The 19,498-nt window shown below is 36.9% G+C and carries 18 protein-coding genes and 1 riboswitch; of the genes, 5 read left to right on the top strand and 13 right to left on the bottom strand.

Annotated features, from left to right (window positions below):
• Position 1 precedes the first annotated feature (1 nt).
• Complete coding sequence (locus DLJ74_RS16625) at positions 2 to 622, bottom strand: GntR family transcriptional regulator (protein ID WP_054860261.1); 621 nt, start codon at positions 620 to 622, stop codon at positions 2 to 4.
• A gap of 23 nt (positions 623 to 645) precedes the next feature.
• On the bottom strand, positions 646 to 1,995 hold the full coding sequence (locus tag DLJ74_RS16620) for a four-carbon acid sugar kinase family protein (protein ID WP_245902378.1): 1,350 nt from the start codon (positions 1,993 to 1,995) through the stop codon (positions 646 to 648).
• Positions 1,996 to 2,365: 370 nt separating this feature from the next.
• Between DLJ74_RS16620 and DLJ74_RS16615 the strand changes: the two genes are divergently transcribed.
• The 3 genes from DLJ74_RS16615 to DLJ74_RS16605 all read left to right on the top strand — a co-directional run bounded on the left by DLJ74_RS16615 (position 2,366) and on the right by DLJ74_RS16605 (position 5,004).
• Positions 2,366 to 2,647 (top strand): hypothetical protein, encoded by a 282-nt coding sequence (locus tag DLJ74_RS16615; RefSeq protein WP_054787699.1) that lies wholly within the window; start codon positions 2,366 to 2,368, stop codon positions 2,645 to 2,647.
• 469 nt (positions 2,648 to 3,116) lie between these two features.
• A riboswitch (purine riboswitch) is annotated at positions 3,117 to 3,218 on the top strand.
• Positions 3,219 to 3,375: 157 nt separating this feature from the next.
• Positions 3,376 to 4,449 (top strand): guanine permease, encoded by a 1,074-nt coding sequence (locus DLJ74_RS16610; protein ID WP_109985292.1) that lies wholly within the window; start codon positions 3,376 to 3,378, stop codon positions 4,447 to 4,449.
• A gap of 15 nt (positions 4,450 to 4,464) precedes the next feature.
• Positions 4,465 to 5,004, top strand: a complete 540-nt coding sequence (locus tag DLJ74_RS16605; RefSeq protein ID WP_109985291.1) for a phosphoribosyltransferase family protein — start codon at positions 4,465 to 4,467, stop codon at positions 5,002 to 5,004.
• 349 nt (positions 5,005 to 5,353) lie between these two features.
• On the opposite strand, the gene DLJ74_RS16600 is transcribed toward DLJ74_RS16605, so the two are convergent.
• From DLJ74_RS16600 to DLJ74_RS16570, 7 genes are all read right to left on the bottom strand, one after another.
• Entirely contained in the window at positions 5,354 to 6,496 is a 1,143-nt protein-coding gene (locus DLJ74_RS16600) for a DUF2264 domain-containing protein (RefSeq protein WP_109985290.1), read from the bottom strand.
• On the bottom strand, positions 6,486 to 7,130 hold the full coding sequence (locus tag DLJ74_RS16595) for a YesL family protein (protein WP_109985289.1): 645 nt from the start codon (positions 7,128 to 7,130) through the stop codon (positions 6,486 to 6,488). Before DLJ74_RS16595 ends, DLJ74_RS16600 begins: the two co-directional genes overlap by 11 nt.
• 453 nt (positions 7,131 to 7,583) lie before the next feature.
• Positions 7,584 to 8,942, bottom strand: coding sequence for an extracellular solute-binding protein (locus tag DLJ74_RS16590; RefSeq protein WP_181397632.1), 1,359 nt, complete (start codon positions 8,940 to 8,942; stop codon positions 7,584 to 7,586).
• A 27-nt stretch (positions 8,943 to 8,969) separates the two neighbouring features.
• On the bottom strand, positions 8,970 to 9,812 hold the full coding sequence (locus DLJ74_RS16585) for a carbohydrate ABC transporter permease (protein WP_109985288.1): 843 nt from the start codon (positions 9,810 to 9,812) through the stop codon (positions 8,970 to 8,972).
• Between the two features lie 22 nt (positions 9,813 to 9,834).
• Positions 9,835 to 10,767 (bottom strand): carbohydrate ABC transporter permease, encoded by a 933-nt coding sequence (locus DLJ74_RS16580; protein WP_109985287.1) that lies wholly within the window; start codon positions 10,765 to 10,767, stop codon positions 9,835 to 9,837.
• Positions 10,768 to 10,850: 83 nt separating this feature from the next.
• On the bottom strand, positions 10,851 to 11,783 hold the full coding sequence (locus DLJ74_RS16575) for an AraC family transcriptional regulator (RefSeq protein WP_109985286.1): 933 nt from the start codon (positions 11,781 to 11,783) through the stop codon (positions 10,851 to 10,853).
• A 1,008-nt stretch (positions 11,784 to 12,791) separates the two neighbouring features.
• Positions 12,792 to 12,971 (bottom strand): aspartyl-phosphate phosphatase Spo0E family protein, encoded by a 180-nt coding sequence (locus DLJ74_RS16570; protein WP_054860249.1) that lies wholly within the window; start codon positions 12,969 to 12,971, stop codon positions 12,792 to 12,794.
• 229 nt (positions 12,972 to 13,200) lie between these two features.
• Here DLJ74_RS16570 and DLJ74_RS16565 point away from each other — a divergent pair, with 229 nt between their 5' ends.
• Positions 13,201 to 13,593, top strand: coding sequence for a helix-turn-helix domain-containing protein (locus tag DLJ74_RS16565; RefSeq protein ID WP_109985285.1), 393 nt, complete (start codon positions 13,201 to 13,203; stop codon positions 13,591 to 13,593).
• Positions 13,594 to 14,573: 980 nt separating this feature from the next.
• On the opposite strand, the gene DLJ74_RS16555 is transcribed toward DLJ74_RS16565, so the two are convergent.
• The gene (locus DLJ74_RS16555; protein WP_109985284.1) at positions 14,574 to 15,359 is read right to left on the bottom strand and encodes a helix-turn-helix transcriptional regulator; all 786 of its coding nucleotides are present in this window, start codon (positions 15,357 to 15,359) and stop codon (positions 14,574 to 14,576) included.
• 217 nt (positions 15,360 to 15,576) lie between these two features.
• On the opposite strand from DLJ74_RS16555, the gene DLJ74_RS16550 reads away from it, so the two are divergent.
• Positions 15,577 to 16,542, top strand: a complete 966-nt coding sequence (locus DLJ74_RS16550) for an aldo/keto reductase (protein ID WP_109985283.1) — start codon at positions 15,577 to 15,579, stop codon at positions 16,540 to 16,542.
• 336 nt (positions 16,543 to 16,878) lie between these two features.
• Here the strand turns inward: DLJ74_RS16550 and DLJ74_RS16545 are convergent, their stop codons facing one another.
• From DLJ74_RS16545 to DLJ74_RS16535, 3 genes are all read right to left on the bottom strand, one after another.
• Positions 16,879 to 17,157, bottom strand: a complete 279-nt coding sequence (locus DLJ74_RS16545) for a GNAT family N-acetyltransferase (RefSeq protein WP_109985282.1) — start codon at positions 17,155 to 17,157, stop codon at positions 16,879 to 16,881.
• Between the two features lie 271 nt (positions 17,158 to 17,428).
• Positions 17,429 to 18,172: an amidohydrolase family protein gene (locus DLJ74_RS16540; RefSeq protein WP_109985281.1), complete on the bottom strand. Its 744-nt coding sequence runs from the start codon at positions 18,170 to 18,172 to the stop codon at positions 17,429 to 17,431.
• Between the two features lie 143 nt (positions 18,173 to 18,315).
• Positions 18,316 to 19,482 carry a nucleotide sugar dehydrogenase gene (locus tag DLJ74_RS16535; RefSeq protein ID WP_109985398.1) on the bottom strand — a complete coding sequence of 389 codons (1,167 nt, stop codon included), beginning with the start codon at positions 19,480 to 19,482 and terminating at the stop codon, positions 18,316 to 18,318.
• Positions 19,483 to 19,498 lie beyond the last annotated feature (16 nt).

Genomic DNA, 19,498 nt, shown 5'->3' with positions numbered 1-19,498 from the left:
GTTATTGAAAGTACATCATTTTGGATTCCAAAAGATGCCTTTTCATTAACTCAGAGCATCTTTCATCTCTATCTTTTAATGCTTGTAGAATTTCTAAATGCTCAGAGTAAAATTTCTGTACCCTTGCAGGTTCCTTTTTTAAATGACGTAACGTAATACGTCGCAAATGATCTTGATAGTTTAATAACACTCTCGTGATTTCATTATTTCCACTAAACTCACTTATTGCTAAGTGAAACTCATGATCTAAAGTGGCAAACAATCGTACATCTTTATCTGCAGCCGCCTTTTTCGTCGCTTCTATATTTTCCTGCAATTCTTTTAATTGTTCATCTGTAATGCGCTGATAGATTTCTTGACAATTAAATGTTTCCAAAGCAATTCGCAAGCTATAAATATCATTAATTTTCTCAATCGAAATATCATTTACGATGATTCCTTGCTTAGATGAAACGGTAACAAAACCTTCCGATTCTAATCGAACAAGTGCATTTTTAATTGGTGTCTTACTCATCCCTAATTCATCAATTAAGGTTCGTTCTGATAAGAATTGTCCTGCTTCATAATGTTCTTCTAAAATTCTCTCTTTTATTTTTTGGTAGGCAACGTCTTTTAATAACATATTCTTTTCCATCCTTTAGATTTTTATTTGGAGCCAGATTGATAGACTTTTTCAAAATACTCTGGACCACCTAGCTGACCACTTTTTAATGATATTTCTAATCTATCAAATTTTGCTCTCTCTGAATATGCTAAACATAAAGGAGCTCCTGGCGCAATAGAATCGATTACTTCTAAAGCATAAATATCCAAATTCGATGTAACAAAGCCAGATGTATCCCCACCAGAAATAATTACTCTTTGAAGTTCAACTATATCAAGCAATTGCTTGATCCATTTTCCTAGCTTCTCCCCAATAAAAATACCTATATCCTCTCTTTTAACACCATGGTTCATTAAATGCTCTCGCGTTTTCGAAATATGAGGATCATCTGCACCCCTAGCTGTGTAGATTATTACTTTTTTATCTTCTTCTATTCTTTTTGCAACTTTTAATAAAAATGAATGTACCTTTGAGTCATCTGAAAATAATTCATATGGTATTCTTAAAAGATGAAAGCCAGCCTTTTCTGCTTTATCTAATTGTTGCTTTGTAACCTCAGATACACTACCGGAAACAGCAAAAATCTTCTTCACTTTAGTCGGCTTGGTATCGCGTTCCTTTCTCTGGACGTCCCCATGACGCTGCATCGCATCTCCAAGTGCATATTCTACTCCTGAAGAGCCCACGATAAATTGAATTTCTTCATCGCGTTTTTCCCATAATACCTCGGAAACCTTCTCCATATGTGAATTATTCAATGCATCATATAGTACAATATCAGCTTCCTTATTCTCTTGTTGATTAATTTCAGATACAGACTTTGTTTCCAAATCCATAATATTTACATTTACTACTTTTTGAGTCGTTTGTCTCGCTAGATGCTTTACTAGGTTTGCCTCATCCATAGGAGTTACAGGATGCTTTGCCATGACTGGGTGCCTGTCCAATCGATAAATTTCCTCTTTAAATTTGGCAAAGTGATTCCCAAACACTGTATATCTACCTAAATTAGGTGCAGCTACCAATAGTGGGTAGCTCCCATCTGGAAAGTATTTTCTCGCCAAGTCGCTCGCGAAACCGATACTCCCTACCTCTGGTGAAGAGTCAAAAGTCGAACAAACCTTATAATGAACAAAGAATGGATTCATTTCCTTGAGAAATTCAAACACTGGAGAAATCTCTTCCTCCATGCCTTTCAATCCCTTTGCTCTCGCAGTTCCTGCAACCCCGATACAATCCACATCCTGAAATTGATTCAGCTTTTCCTGATCAGGTAGCTTAAGAAATAGTATCGTTTTCAAACCATATTGGTCGAGCGCTTCCATTGCATCCGTGGAACCAGTGAAGTCATCACCATAAAATCCTAAAATATGTCTATTCAAATCTCTCACCACCATAAAATCTAACTTAGATCTAAGTTGTATCTAAAATAGTATCAACAAAAGAAAACGATGTCAACAGTTAAAATTTTTCGTATGCAGATTATGAATAAAATCGTCCTAATTTGAATAGATAGAACTGTCCTCAAAGTTCTGGCTCATTTTCTGATAATCGTGGAACTCTTACCATAATATCTGTTTTTTGTATGTAAAAGTATTCCTCAAAAAAAATTAAAAATTTGAAATTAAACTATCTGAGAGATTAGTAATAGAAGGAATGATAGGACCCGATGTGGAAATATATATAATAGTATAAAGTGTTTAATCCTACCTTATTTTCATATATATAAGCTAAGGACTCGAGCAAAAGGAGGATCTGTATATGCGAAATTTTTATTCTGTAGTTTCTTTAGTATTTGTGATTTTAAGTATGGTACCACTAATAGTCCAGTATGATTACGAATGGGTTAAATTAGTGACATTTGATCAAAAGGGACTCATTGGGATGCTACTCCCTATCATTTATGGATTAATTAGTATAATGTTCGGTTTCGTGTCAAGAAAAGGGACTGTTAAGACATTGTTACTTGTCTTTGGTGTGAGTTTCCTTATATTGAATTCAGCCTACGTATTTGTAGCTATCTTTGGCTTTCAAGATCCTTAAATTATTTTTTAATTAAAGCTTATAAAAAGGAACTCTTCAATTACAAGCAAAGGAGTTCCTTGGTTTCTACCCGTTCATCAGTATATAGCCTTTTTCTGATTCGTGACCTAACGACTCGTGTACCCTGCGTCCGCATTCTGATTTCCAACAATATACCCCTTATGACATATATTATGTGAAAGTAAAGATTAGGGCATGTTCGTCTAATGATTCACTGTATCTTATCGTAAAAGATACAGTGAATCAATCTCGAGAAACGATATCTTATAATCCTTTGCGCATTATTTCTATTGATTTCAGTGCTCATGATAGACTTATTTTTTTTCTTACATCTCCTCTACCCTTTTATATACATCTTTACTCTCAATATTAAAGAAAGAGAAACTGCCTTATAGGTGCTCTCCATTTTAAACTCCATATTTTAACTTCAAAGAATACCTTGTCTCATTCGACATAATATGATAAATTACAAAAGTAAACAAAACTTTATCATATAATCCTGGTAATATGGTCTGGGAGTTTCTACGGAGCAACCGATAATTGCTCTACTATGGACGTTGAATGTTAGAATGCTTCATTCTTGTAAAAGCTATCATTCTTTAGTTCTGTATAAATTTTTATATACAAACGTCTATGGATACCATAGGCGTTTTATTGTTTTTCTCTCCTATTTTCTGTAGCAGTGTAATAGAGGTTCGCTCCGTAGAGAACAGAAAGGTAGGAGTACGATGGAAATACTAAAAGACATTTTAGCTGCCCTTAGTGGTGTGCTAAACGGTTTGCCTCAAGGACTACTTGCACTCGCATTTGGATTTGCCTCCGTTCCAACAGCAATGGCCTTTATTGTAGGTGCATTAGGGAATAGTCTAACTGGATCTGTTGCGGTTATCTCTTTCCAAGCAGAAACCATTACGGTAGCAGGCTCGATGGGGAAAAATATGCGCGAACGATTGTCTATGATCTTTTTTGGTGCCTTGATCATGTTTGTCATTGGCGCTTTTGGCGCTTTAGAAATGATCATTGATTGGATTGGCCCAGTCATCAGTAATGGCATGATGGCAGGTGTTGGTATTATGCTAACAAAAGTTGCATGGGATATGGCGAAAGGTGATAAAATCCCTGGAATCGTTTCTTTCGCTACAGGTTTAATCACCTATTTAGCGACACAAGACTTAGTATACACGATAACCATTTCTGTTATTTTATCTAGTATTGTTGCTTTTTTTACTAGTAGAGATAAAGAGACGAAGGAAAAGAAACCATTTGTTAATGATCGTTTTCAGCGATTACAATTTGTGATGAATCCAATGGTTATTCGTGGAGCTCTAGCAATGGTTTGTTTAAATATCGGTGCAAACATCGCCTTCGGAAATATTAATAGTGATATTGCAGGACGAGATGTAAATGTAGATATCCTTGCGATGATTAGTAGTTTAGCAGATATGGCATCCTCCTTCTTTGGTGGTGGTCCAGTCGAGGTGGTGATTTCCGCTACCGCAAGCGCTCCCCATCCCGTCTGGTCTGGTGTCGTCATGATGGCGATTATGGCCGTTATTCTGTTATTGAAGCTTTTACCTAAAATTGGTAAATATATACCAACAGCCTCTATTGCTGGTTTTTTGTTCGTATTAGGTGCTATTGTGACACTTCCTGGAAACGCAGCAGCAGCATTAACTGCTGGAGAGGGATCACAAAGTATCGTTGGGGCAATTACGATGGTTGTCACCGCTATAACTGATCCGTTTCTTGGCATGTTGTCAGGAGTAGTTATCGAATTTTTGATGAAAATACTTGGATTTTAATCGAGGAGGAGAACCATGTCAGAAACATATAAACTTATGATTAACGGATTAGAACGAGAATTACCGATCATTGAGATCAATAATCAGCTAAGTATTGCGAGCTTCGTGATTTTAGGAGATACAGAGCTTGTTTGCCATGTCGCTCCATTACTAGCAGAAAAACTACCATCTGTCGATTATATCGTAACAGCTGAAGCAAAAGGAATACCACTTATCCATGAATTAACAAGAATCATGAATAAAAAAGAATACATTATTGCACGTAAAAGTGTTAAAGCATATATGAAGAATCCAGTTATCAACCGAGTAAATTCAATTACGACAAAGGATGAGCAACTACTTTGCTTAGATGGAAAAGATGCAGCATTACTAAAAGGAAAGAAAGTGGCTATCGTTGATGATGTGATCAGTACTGGGGAATCAATTCGTGCGCTGGAGGAGCTTGTACAACAGGCTGGAGCCATGGTTGTGGCTAAAGCAGCGATTCTAGCGGAAGGCGATGCTGCTGATCGGGATGATTTAATCTTTTTGGAAAAATTGCCTATATTTGAGTAATCTCGAGTATGATTATCTTGTCTTTGACTTATCCGATAGTAGCAGGCATATATCCTATTCCGTATATGCCCTGCTATTGGAAGGTCGATTTATTGTATATTGGTATTAACTTATAGAAGATACCCCAAAAATGCTAGGCAGACCTTCAAGCACTCACCGCATTGTTTATCGATACAATGAAATAATAATAACATTGCATAGACAACCACGTCCATTGCTTTTATTTCTTACTAGAAAATATTTTACTATCGAATGCTAACCTCCCGGACGAAATAATTCACCAATTACTGTCAGTATTTTGCAACTAGAATTTTACTTTGTCTAGAATAATCATAAGCCTTCATTCCAATTAATCTAATGAATGATAAATAGCTACACGTTGGGAGCTCCATGCTTTCTTATTCGTCCACATGTCAGCTTCCTCTTGCCAAAATGGATGTCTTTGTGACAAACCTAATGGAAGGAAAAGAAAGCTACACAAATACAAGCTGCCTGTTGATATGTAAAATTCCCCTAACTCAGGTTGATGTCCTGCTAATCCAATCTGTAACCAGCTTTTTTCATCAAACAAATCGGAGTTACGAAAAGTAGTGCGCAACACTGCTGTTAAGCCAGCTCTTAATTGGCCGAAAGCCAATTCTTCTGGAAGCTCTTCACGCAGGACTTGATTAGCCAGATGATGGAAGGCACCAAATCGATAAGCAATCGATCGACCAATAACAGGAAATGTTCCTTCTGGTGAAATCATACGTTCTAAAATACGTGTATATTGAAGCGCTCTTTCCTTTATTTTTTTCTTACTATCCGACCAACCTTGATCATGCTTACCTACTATATCGACAATATCTAATAGCATCGGGTGAATAACATAGCTGTTATAATAATCAAAATGAAAGGATGCCCCATCACTATACATACCATCACCAACATACCACTGCTCAAATTGCTTGATCGCATAATCAATACGCATGGCATCCCAATCCACTTCGCCTAATTCATATAAAACAGCTTCAATGATGGCAGAAAATAATAGCCAATTTGAAAAAACCGGTTTAGTATTCCTCGTGGCTTTTAACGCCTGCAGGATATTTTTTTGGACACTTGCATCCAACTGCTTCCACAACACTTCTGGTGCACGATGGATCGCCTGTGCTAAAAAGGCACTGTCAACAAGAGGCTGACCACTTTCACCGAAATTCATATAATCCTTTGAGGCAGGATCTGTCGCATGTTCCAAACACTTTTGGATCCGAGCAATATATGTTAATCTAAGTTTTTCCTCAGCTGGATCCTCTGCCTGCCGCTCTAACCATGGTGCCATCCCATTTAATAATCTAGCAAAACCCTCTAAATGGCTAAAAGCCTCACGATTACTACCAGGAATTTGCTCTACTGGCATGTTTTCTTTTAGGGTTTCACGTTCAAGCTCTGTGATTAATGGCTCCGCAATCGCTAACATATTATTCAACCAATAAGATCGATCATCTGTCATGGACTATGTTCCTCCTTTTTTCTACAGCAATTTTGTTCTCGATTTTTTGAATCGATTGATAGGCAAACCACATAACAATAAAAGTAATTCCACTACCTAAGTATACACAGATTATTCCCGGAAAAAAATAACCAATAAAGAAAAAGGCGATGACATTAATTAGAATGAAAAGCGAATGGACCGGAGAGATGAGCGCGATCATTACTCCATGAAGAAAATAATCTATCAATCTCGCTTGATAATGAACAAAGGCTGGAAAAATATAAATGGCAAGAATAGCGAACAAAAAAGCGAAACCATATAAGATAAAAAGCAAAAGAGGCTCCATCCAATTATTAAGTGAGCTGACAAGCGTCATATTCAAATAGATTAAAAAACATGCTACTACTAAACTATAGCCGATAATATTAGCTGTGATAAAATTTTGCTTGAATTCTAGCCAGAATGTTTTCAAGATAGTAACATCCTTTTCCCCTCTTATCCATTTTCGTTCAATGGCAAGCATGGCAACTACTGCTGGGAAAAAGCCAAAGACTACAAGGCCAAAGATACTAAAACAAATCCACAATAAATTAAGAAACGCTAGTCGTGAAATCCAAGTGGCTGAAGTATATATGATTCCCCCATTGTACATGAAGCTTCTCCTCCCATTCTCTTAAACATTTTTACAAAAGCTAGAAACATAACTGCGCCTGTGCATCACAGGTGGATCAACATTGGTCAGAGGACGTGACCGATTCAGTCGATGAAAGAACGGTATCGTCTCTCGTTTTTTCGATTGGCAAGCCTTTTTTAACGTAGTTGCAAGGTGCCTTCCAGGGTAAAGGATATATTGGACAGTTTAGTTGCAGGTTCTCTCATTTTGTCCCATATCCTATTTTATTGGACAAGTTCAGTTGCAATTTCGCTCCTTTTGTCTTATATCACTGATATGCAACTAAAATTTCACTAAGCACAAAACGAAGGGCAAGAATGTAGTGCTCTCTAAAACTATCATCTGAACTCCCTAAATGCATGGGCTGTTGCTATAGTAGCCACTTTTTCTTGCCTTCGCTTGTGAAGGATCTTAGATAATAGATACTTCCCTTTATCTATTGTCTAGCCATGCCTTACTTTCCTCCTGTGCTTTATCTAAGGCTTCTTTGGCAGATCTTTTTCCAGCTAATGCTGCTTCAATTTCCGAGGTTAAGATAAAACGAGGCTGAGAGGATGCCCAAGGATAGCGCGGTGTCCATGGTGTTCGCATTGCTTCGATGGTTGGATTCATCATTTTTTCTACTTCCTTATAGCTCTCCCAGTCTTCAGCTGCTTTAATAACAGGCATAGCATTTGCTTCTTCAAATAGATATCTTTGAAAATCTTCACTAACAGAAAATTTAATCCATTCCCAAGCTAACTCCTTATTATCACTTTCCTTTGCCATTGCCACAGGGCTTCCCGCAAACATGCCACCAATACCATCATCATTGTTAAATTCTTGGGCTATTCCAATTCGATCTTCAAGTCCTTGTGCATACACTGGGAGAATTAAATCACCTGGTCCTTGATTCAGCATAATGGCAATATTGTTACGATCTGTTAACCACCTTTCTGCCCCTTGATTACTAATTAAGCCATCTGGAGCATATTCTTGCATCTCTAATAGCCACTCTAGGCCATTGACCATTTCTGGACTGTTATATTCAAATTGAATCTCATCCCAGGCAAAACCTGTGCCCCAGCGTCCGTTCTGACCCTCTGCCAAGTTTACTAAGGTGAAGGCAGACGACCAGTCACCTCGAAACCAAATGCCGTAGTTCTCCTCACCGGTTACAGGATTGGTCCCTGTCATTTGTTTAGCTTTTCTAGCTATCTCCTCCATTGTTGGATTATCCGAGAGATATTCTACCCCCCATTGATCAAACAGTTTTTTATCGTAATTAATAAAACGCGCATCTCCGATTAAGGGGAGTCCGTAAATGGATAGCTCGTCACTGTCAGGTCCTAACACCTTCCAGCCACTGACTTGATTTTCAATAAATACGTCTAGGCTAAATTCGGGATCCTCTTCGATATATGATTGGAGCGGTTCAAGCACTCCTTGGGCAGCGAAATCTGCTAAGCCTGGCATCTGATAAACATCAGCCTCATTGGAAGTAATCATCGCTTGTGTTTTTTCCGTATACCCTTCCCATGGCATTAAAATAAATTCAACTGTTGCACCAGGATGCTGCTTTTCAAATTCCTGTTTTATTGAGTTAAGACCCTCATTTGTTTTTCCTGTAATAGGATCTGTTGCATCCTCCATGGAAAAATCACCTATTAAATGCACGGTCAACGTTTGCCCTGCCCACTTTCCTTCTTTTTTCGATGTACTCTCTGTTCCACTTTCACTTGAGGAACACCCAGCCATTATGCCTAACATTACTATGAACCAAACAACTAGCCACTTTTTTTGTACTTGCATGACGCCAACCTCCTTCTTTCTCATCATTTATTCACCCTTTACACCACTTAGAGCAATACTTTGAATAATGTAACGCTGTAAAAAGAGATACAGGACAATAATTGGTAGGATACTTACCGTAGCTAAAGCCATCGTAAGCCCTGCTAGACTGGTTCCATTTTCTAAGGCGAAGCTTGAAAGATATAAAGGAACCGTATGCAAATCTTGATCACTTAAAACGACAAGAGGCCACATAAAGTCATTCCAGCTCCAAATGAAGGATAAAATAACCATTGTCGCTGCAATTGGACCTGCTAAAGGTAAATAAACAGTGAAAAATATCCGAAATTCTCCGGCTCCGTCAATTTGTGCTGCCTCCCGAAGTGTTGATGGTAGCTGATCAAAGAACTGTTTACAAAGAAAAATTAGCATCCCATTAATCACGGTCGGTAGAATGAGTGGCCAAAAGGTGTTAAGCAGATCCACTTTGTTAAATAGTGTATATAATGGAATCAATCGAGGCTCCATTGGGATCATCAATGTACATAGCACAAGTAAAAAAAGTAATTTTTTATACTTAAAGGTACCCTTGGAAAAGGCGTAGCCTGCCAACAATGAGGCAAAAACCTGTAAGAGAACCGAACTGATGGTGACAATAGCAGAATTAAGATAGGATTGGACAAGTCTGCCATTCTCAAAGACAATTTTATAGTTAAAGCTTGCTACCTCTTCTGGAATCAACCTTGGTGGAAAAGGCAGAGTAATATTAGCGGTTCGATCAAAGCCAACACTTACCATCCAAAGAAATGGAATCATAAGTAATATACCGAAAATAAGTAAGACGACAAACTGGGCAATATTTGTTACTTTTTCATTCATTTTTGGATTCATAGAAATACCTCCCTTTCGCTCGTTATAGCTTCATTTTTGATACCTTTAAATTAATAAAGGTAAAGACAAGAATGATGATAAACATAATGTAGGTGGCTGCTGAAGCAATACCAAACTCAAAACCAGTAAAGCCTCGCTCATAAATAAAGGCTCCCATTGTTTGAATGGACCTTGCCGGACTACCACTCGGGCCACCTAACACATAGACTTCATTAAAGCGTTGTAACCCACCGATCCAGCCTGTAATTAATAGAAACGCAAATGTTCCAGACATGTTAGGCAATGTAATAAATAGCCACTGTTGAAATTTGTTTGCTCCATCAATGCGAGAAGCTTCATACATTTCTGGGGAGATAGCCTGCAAGTTTGCTAGACAGATAATAATGACGAAGCCAATCCAATGCCAAATCGCTAAGAGAATAACCCCCCATTTTGAGGTAGCTGGATCGGAAAACCATGAAGAAGCAGGTAACCCCAGGGCTTCTAAAGCGTAATTTGCCACCCCTAAATCAGGATGTAAAACGAATTGGAAAATCATAGCTGCTGCAACGATAGAAGTAACGTGTGGTAAAAAGTAAACAGTTTTTAATAAATTTTGTCCAAACTTAACGGAGTTAATTAATGAAGCAAAAATAAAACCTAAAGGGATCGTAATAATAATTTGGAAAAAGGCGATATAAAAAGTATTCCACACCGAGTTCCAAAATGAAGTAGAGGTTAATACTTGTTGAAAGTTCTTAAGTCCGATAAAATTCTCGATCGTTCCATTAGATTGATAGAAACTTAAACGAAATGATTCTACGATAGGATAGACCATAAATAACAAAATACCTAAAAAGCTCGGTAGTAAAAAGACATACCAAATCCACCTATTGTTCTTTTTCTTAGCTTTCAATGATTGAACATGGACACTTGACGACATTGAATGGTTCATACTTACCTTGTCTTTCGCCAATTTTTTCCCTCCTTTTGAATTACATGGCAACATTACCGCTTGGCACCGCTTACAATACTTGAAAAATTTATTACAAAGAAATCTTAGAGCTCATAATAGTTTCTGAGCATACTAGACATATCTCCTTTATTTTCTCGACTACGATATTCTGACGGTGTAACATAATAAAATTTTCGAAATTTACGACTAAAATGGGCAGCACTAACAAAGCCAGATTCTAATGCAACGTCTAATACTGATTTTTCCGGATATATATCCAATAAATATTTGGCACGCAATAATTTGCGTCGCATCATATATTGCATAATGGTAATACCAGTGACACTTTTGAATATCCTTGACATATAGTATTTGCTGATATGAAGCTGCTCAGAAATTTGATCAAGTGAGAGATTTTCATGGTAGTGATAATCAATCCAAGTCATTATCTCATTTACCTGCATAATCTTGTGGTTCTTCCCTGTAGGAACGGGTACTACTTGAGTCTTCGTTAATTCATAAATAATAAACAAGAGTTCAATTAACAAAGTAGTTGTGACACCTTCTAGCATGCGCCTTTCAATGGTTAGCTCGGTATGGCTCATCATAGTTAATTGTTTTTCATGAATCTTTTTTAGTAATCCCTGAATCTCCTCAAACTTTTTGGGACAAATATCACGTAGTAAGATATTTTCTAACTGGTTAAAGGGGGTCAATATTTCTGGAACATTTAATCTATTAATAATGGCCCTTATCCATTCAGGCGAAAAGTTGATTACCGACCGCTCATAGGGAACGTTATGGTTAGGGGCAGGCCCGTGTAAAGCAGATCCATTCATCACGATAATATCATTTTCGTGTAGTTGAATAATTTGATTGTTTAATAAATACTTACAATCACCACGATGAAACATATAAATTTCAAAATAATCATGAGAGTGGACATAAAAATCTTGTGAGTGAAATAAATAGTCTTTTTCATTCAAATTAGCGCCCATTCTTCGATAAAAGAAATGAAAATTTTCAAATTTATCCATAGACACACCCCTCGTATAAGTTGTTTGAAAAAGTTACTTTTCGTAATTATATTATACCTAGGCTAGACCACGATTATTTTTAAAAATCTACCTCCCTCATCATTTATCGATCCTTTCACTTGTAGCATTGGTAATAACACTTTCATAAAAGCTCCCTGATCAGACAGCTAAGGCAATATCTGTCAAACCCTTATTCTTGCTTCATTGCTTAATATAGTCAGTCAATTTTCGAAGCAGGGGATTATATCTGTGCATTAAAGATAACATTCACTTTCTCCTTGTGCTGTTTTAAAATTGTTTGCTTCTTGTCTGAAATTGCTTTCAATAGATGGAAATTGCTTTTTTTAGTAAAACAACCATTAAAAGTCCTTACACGTGCTAATGAGGATTTGTTTCATTACATTAATATATTAATCATAGTTATTCGAAGGGCCTATCACTAATTTGACTAGAACTCGAGTATGCAACTAGAGAGTAATCAAAGCATATCGTCGGGTGAAATAGACAGCCTGTTCTCGCTATCTGAAGCCTACATTACAAAAAAACACGTTGATCGGGGAGTTAATCCAATCAACGTGTTTTCATTTTTGCTTCCTACTTTTTATTAATCTTTTTTCGTTGTAACATTATTACGATTATCTCTACAAGCAGCAAGGTAATAGCAACATGATCGACAGTATTTAGTACAAGCCTAACTTTTTTATCAAAATCCTATTTTCTATTCTGACAAATTTGGGTAGATTTTGAACTTCTGTATCAATTACCTCATCGTTATAGGCAACCTCTACTAAATCTTTTACTTTAGTTTCTTGAAGCAATCAAAGACATATACACTAATCTATGATGTCAAAGTGAAAAAAGGATCACTTATCCCAAAATATGTAAAAGGGGAAATGTTTTATTTGAGAGAGTTTACTGAAAAAGAACAAGGTTTATTCCTTTTACCGCAAAGCATAACACCGTATTCATTCAATCCTATACAACTCCAGCTTTACTGTATGTAGCAAGCTATATATCCTTGATTATCTTTTGATAAATTCTTATTTCTTCATCTAATAATTCGCTATATTCTAAAGTAGAAGGTGCGGTTAACCCATCTCGAAAGCCAATATCTAATAATTCTCTGCGCATTATTTCTATTTTTTCTAATAAAACCCCTATATCGTCAACATTACTCTCCTTACTCATTTATCATGATTCACTCCTAAAATAGTACAGTTATAAAAATCTTTATTTTTACTAATAACTCACTGCTTTGCTGTTAAGAAGTGGTAATCTCCCTTACTGAGATGACTTCAATCGCCATATACATTATATACAACAAAATGTTGTTTGTAAATAAATCCAGCACCTTTTTGTTGTATTTTTATTTTCATCCAAGATAAAGTTGTATAATGCACCAAAAAAGGAGATTAGAATGTTAGTTTTTCAAGAACGATTAAAAGAATTAAGAGAGCAAAATAATATTAAACAAGAAGAAATGGCAAAAAAATTAAATATATCTACTAGTGCATATGGTTATTATGAGCAGGGAAGAAATGAACCCTCTTTGGAGACGATTCAAGCGATAGCAGAAACATTCCATGTATCTACTGATTATTTACTCGGTCTAAAAGATAATAAAAGATCTAATATCCAGTCCATCAGTGATTTACAATTAACCTATGAAGAACTAGACACAGTTTATCTTATGAAACAAATTGGGCTATTAAAAGAATTATCTCGCGCTTCAGAAGCAGACTTACAACGCATGCAACGATTATGGAAATTTTTACAGAATGAAATGCAGATGGAGAAATCGCGGGATTGAGGGAGATTTTGTCATCCTAGGGTAATCTATACCTTGAAGATCGGGAGTTACCATTGAATAAACAAAAAGAAATTACAGCCAGATAGCTAATTACTTTAAATGGTATCAAGGACACAGAAGGTTGCAATTATTTCGTTCTAAATAAAGGAGTGATTGTAACTGTATCTATTTATAGCTTTAATAATAGTAAACACATTATTACATATTATTTCTGGTCTGTACTTCTTAATAATGAAAAAAAATAAAAATAAAACTGGTTTGATTTTAGGATATTGTTATTTATTTGTTGGGGCTATAGGGATTTTTATAATCATTTATTATTTGATTTAGATTTTTGTCTGTTGCAAAAAAGCAACATTGTAATAACTATTCACGGAACGAAAATAGTTTGAGATGCGGCTCCACTCACTTTGTCTGATATCTGATTATATTAGACAGCTCGAGATGCGATTCCTCTCCTTTTGGCCAATATCCGATTATATTGGACAGTTTGAAATGCGGGCCCACTCTTTTTGTCCGATACCTTTTTATATTGGGCAATTTGAGGTGCGATTCCACTCTTTTTGTCCGTTATCACTTATATCCTTCATTTATTACATCTGTTGGACAACATTCCTACTGCTTGAGACTTAATTTTCCACTAAGCCACAAGTTAGTAAAAAAGCGACTGTTCCTTGAACAATCGCTTTTTCTAATGAAATCTTATTCATTAGAATTTTTATAATAAATTAGATTATCTGTCCATTCTCCAAACTCGAATATAAACCTTTTTCTTTTACATTCATACTCCATACCGACACTCTCTGCTAATTTGATGGAAAAAGAATTATCAAGAATTTGAAAGCAATATTAAAGCCCTACAGCTGTTAGTTTAAAATAAAGTTTGATTATTTTCTACCTTTGATCTTCAACAATCGCGCCCGTTGAGGAAGCTCAAGGGTGAATTTAACCACACGTTAAAATTTGCTGTGGACAGTACTTTAAGAGACAGGAACATACATACACCAAAAAAGATCTTCGTTTCCATCCACGTGAGTAGCGGAATGAATGCGGAAATGATTGGTTTGGCCTTGCTCGTTATTTATCGAAATAAAACTAACCTTCTTCTGCTCAATGTGATGCTGTTCCCATAGATTTTGAAACAACTTGCTTTGCTGTTTTAGATTTACAACGAGTTGATTAAGAATGGGGTCCTCCGGAAAGCGGTCATAAATGCCCCGAAAGACTGCAACCGAATAGGTTGAAAACTCGTCCCAATTTTGAATACGATCCCGAATACTTTCCTCCAAAAATAGGAGTTGTAGTAAATACCGTTCTTCGGAAGCACAAGAAGAAAACGGAAAAAGCATTGTTTCGGCCCCTCGATTCCAAAAAATAACCTTGGAACGCTGATCTGTAATGAAGGATGGAAATGGTAAATCGTCGATTGTGACTTGTAATGAATCATTATATTGTTCTTCATTCGGCAATGATAATGCTTCATTATACGCTAAATTGAAAAGATGTTCTTTCTCGTCAGGACTAAGCTGTAACGCCTGGCCAATATTCATTAAAACCTCCCGTGAAGGGTGAATGTCTTTTCCCTGTTCTAACCATGTATAATACGTCACACTAACGTGGCTAAGATAAGCAACCTCTTCCCGGCGCAGACCCGGAGTTCTTCGTCTTCCCGAGGTCATGTGAATACCGGCTTCTTCAGGCCGAACCCGTTCTCGCCTGGACTTTAAAAATTGGCCAAATACCTTAGAATGTACACTTTTTTGCATAATACTTGATTCATTCCTTTCTCATTGCATTACCAGTATAGCTTTCAATTTGCTTAAGATAAAATGATTTGTTCAACTTAACTGGTTGATACAGGTGTTTTAATATGGGCAATTTTTAAATCCTGTTAATAACATTAATAGTATAAACATGCAGTGGTTATAGCCAAGTTTATTCGTTAAGATAAAAGCATATCACGAATCAAAGGAGGACATTCTAATGATTAATAATCAAGACGTTCCAAAACGAAAGCTAGGGAACGAAGGGTTGGAAGTTTCCGCTATCGGACATGGTACGATGACCATGCCCGACAACCAATCTTCTGTTGATACAATTCGTGGAGCTTTGGATAATGGTGTCACTTTGTTTGACACCGCAGACCTTTACGGAAATGATGGTTATCTTCAGGCAAGGTTTGGAGATAATGAAAAGCTGTTGGGCCAGGCATTAAAGGGTAGGCGTGATGAAGCTGTGATTGCAACAAAATTTGGGATCACTCATAATCAAGGTTATAAGGGAGATCCGGCTTATGTTAAAAAATCGGTTGACGCCAGCCTGTATAGTCTCGGAGTCGATTACATTGACTTGTACTATCAGCACCGCTACGATCCGAATATTCCTATTGAAGAGACTATGGGTGCTTTAGATGACCTAGTCAAACAAGGCAAAATTCGTTATGTTGGTCTTTCTGAGACTCCAGCTGAAATTATTCGACGCGCACATGCGGTACACCCGATAACCGCAGTGGAGACCGAGTATTCTTTATGGAGTAGAGACGTGGAAGATGAAGTTTTGCCGCTTCTCAAAGAACTAGGGATTGGTCTCGTCCCATACAGTCCACTAGGGAGGGGATTCTTGACAGGTCAGATTAAAAAATTGGAGGATTTATCAGAAGATTACCCACAGGAGCATTATTCTCGTTTTCAAGGTGAAAATTTCACTAAAAATGTAGAATTAGCCTCCCGCATTGAAAAAATGGCTATGCAAAAAGGGTATACGACTGCCCAGCTTGCATTGGCATGGCTCTTGGCACAGGGAGATCAAATCGTCCCAATTCCAGGAACCAAACGGTTGGAACGAGTCAAAGAAAACCTCGAGGCCACCCAAATTTCCCTTACAAATGAAGAGTTGACAGAAATTGAACGTATATCACCGAAGGGAGCAGCCTCTGGGAGCCGGTTCTAGTTGAACTGATTTATTGTTTGAAATGGTTATATAAAATCAAAACAAAAAGGCTTAGGCTATTCTTCTGAAATGTAGCCTAAGCCTATTTCCATAGTTCTCCAAGAAAGTGCATGCCTTCCCTATTCCACAATATGACCCGATAATGGAATAATTCTTGATTTTATAGTAACCGTAAAAATCCCTTTGGACAACTCAAATCTAAAGGGTAAAACATCGCATCTTTTTTACAAACGTCGCAATTTTATTTTAAAGCTACAACAGCTCATTAGAAACGATGTCTGTAGGGCTTTACAAATTTATTGGTAAACACAATGGCAATGAGTGATAAATTCCTTGTCATTCAGTGGTAAAAAACATGGCAAGGCTGGTAAGGCAGTAATCAGCTGCTTCTACTGCTTCTTTACCGTAACCTATTCTCCAATACTGATTATGGATGGTATATCCTATTCTTCCCCATTGAAAATCATCTCTAGCTAAAGTTGAAAAATCGACCATACCTAAGTGTACACCATCTTCCCTTCTAAACACTCCAAAAACGTGGGCAGTATCTGTAAGTGCTAACTCTTGGTGTTTATCTACTAGACTATCAAACCGCTCCCGCGTACGTTCGCTCATACCTATTTTTCCTTTGTCATGGCGATGCTGAGATGGATAACGGTTTTCAAATTCATTTAGCCAATTTTGTAGTCAGCTTTCTTCTCAAATTTTTCTTTCTCCGACTTCAATGTGACATCTCCTCTGCATAGACTTTTTCCGTAAAACAAAACCTACTTTATTTCCGTCATTTAGTTTATATGCCATAAGAGATCACACCTTTCATTATGTAATATAAATCTTTTCTATTTAGCCTATTATCTAAATATATTCCCAGATGATGGTACTCGAATTAATTCGAGTACCATTCTAAAGCATTCCTATACAATATCTTATCGGCAGCTTTTTCATCAAATAAATTTTGAATCAATTCAATGTCTTTGTACTCAAAGGGTCTTTTCGCTCTTGTAGAAGGCAAATCGGTTCCAAACATAAGGGCATCAGGATTAATATCATAAATTGTTTTTAAGGCATTTTCAATATTCAATTCTACACGACCAAAACCAGTGGCTTTCACTCTAATACCTTTATCCACGAGTTTTAATAAATATGGTAATCCATCTTCAGATAATCCTAAATGATCAATTGATATAGCAGGCATTTTTTCAATAGTTGACGAAATATCGGATAAATCCTTCGCATCAATGTAAAGTTCACTATGCCACCCAACCAAATCATAAACTCTTTTAGCAAAGTAATCGAGCTTCGATAAATCTTCTGAACCACCTCGTTTGATATTAAATCGTAAGGCCCTTACACCATGGTTATGTAGGCTAATAATTTCCTCATCAGTTACAGTAACTGGCAATTGTGTAACGCCACAAAATGCCTCTCCCATTTGCTTAAGTGCTTTTAATAAGTAGTTTTGATCAAATCCTTGGAAAGATCCAGACACAATGGCTCCACCTAATACATTTAAATCCATAGTTTCTTTTTGATAATCTGTTACAACATAGCTAGGTGGTGTGTATCCCTGGTTTTCGATAATCGGAAAATCAAAATCAATAATATGAAAATGCGCATCAAAAATCCTCATTAAAATCCCCCTTTCTTGCACAACGTAGATTCTTTTACGAATTACATCCGTTGCTGTCACTACAGATGTCTGTTAATGTAAATTAACCAATTACTCAAAGGAATGAGCAATTGGTTAATTAAGCGTATCTAGTTCATTCAGCATTAATCTCTACTAAACAAATCCCGAGTATAAACCTTCTCCGAAACATCCTTTATATCATCTGTTAGTCGGTTTGCCACGATAACATCCGATATTTCCTTAAATTCTTTAAAATTCTTGATTACTCTCGATCCATAGAATTTTTCTTCCTGCAATACAGGTTCGTACACAACCACTTCAATCCCCTCTGCTTTTATTCGCTTCATCACACCCTGAATAGCAGATTGTCTAAAGTTATCAGAGTTCGTTTTCATCGTGAGACGGTAAATACCAACAATGTTAGGCTTTTTGGCGATAATGCTGTCTGCTACATGGTCCTTTCGTGTTCGATTGGCATCTACGATGGCCTGCATAATATTGTTAGGAACATCCTCGTAATTAGCTAGGAGCTGCTTCGTATCCTTTGGCAGACAGTAGCCACCATATCCAAACGAAGGGTTATTATAATGGGTCCCAATACGTGGATCTAGGCCCACTCCTTCAATGATCTGCTTCGTATTTAAGCCACGGACCTCTGCATAGGTATCTAACTCATTAAAAAATGCAACGCGCATGGCCAAATACGTATTCGCAAATAGTTTAATAGCTTCCGCTTCGGTGGAATCTGTAAATAGGATATCAATCTTTTCCTTAATCGCTGCATCAGCCAATAGATTGGCAAAAACCTTTGCTCGATTAGATTGTTCTCCGACAACGATTCGTGACGGATATAGATTATCATATAACGCCTGTCCTTCGCGTAAAAACTCTGGGGAGAAAATAATATTATTCGTCTTATATTTTTTGCGTAATTCTAGTGTATAGCCAACAGGAATGGTAGATTTAATCACCATTACTACATCTCGGTTAATGTCGAGCACTGTTTCTATTACATTTTCAACAGATGACGTATCGAAGTAATTGCGGTCTGGATCATAGTTCGTCGGTGTCGATATAATGACAAACTCCGCATCCTGGTAAGCTTTTTGAGCATCAGTCGTTGCTACGAGATGGAGAGGTTTTGTCTCTAAAAATTGCTGAATCTCTTCATCTACAATCGGCGATTTCTTGCTGTTAATCATATCTACTTTATCCTGCACAATATCTAGTGCGATTACTTCATTATGCTGTGCTAATAAAACCGCATTCGATAATCCGACATAGCCTGTCCCCGCTACTGTTATTTTCATCATTATCACCTTCACC

This window comes from Gracilibacillus dipsosauri, assembly GCF_003176895.1.
GTDB lineage: Bacteria > Bacillota > Bacilli > Bacillales > Amphibacillaceae > Gracilibacillus > Gracilibacillus dipsosauri.
This window is presented reverse-complemented; position numbering and strand designations above follow the sequence as displayed.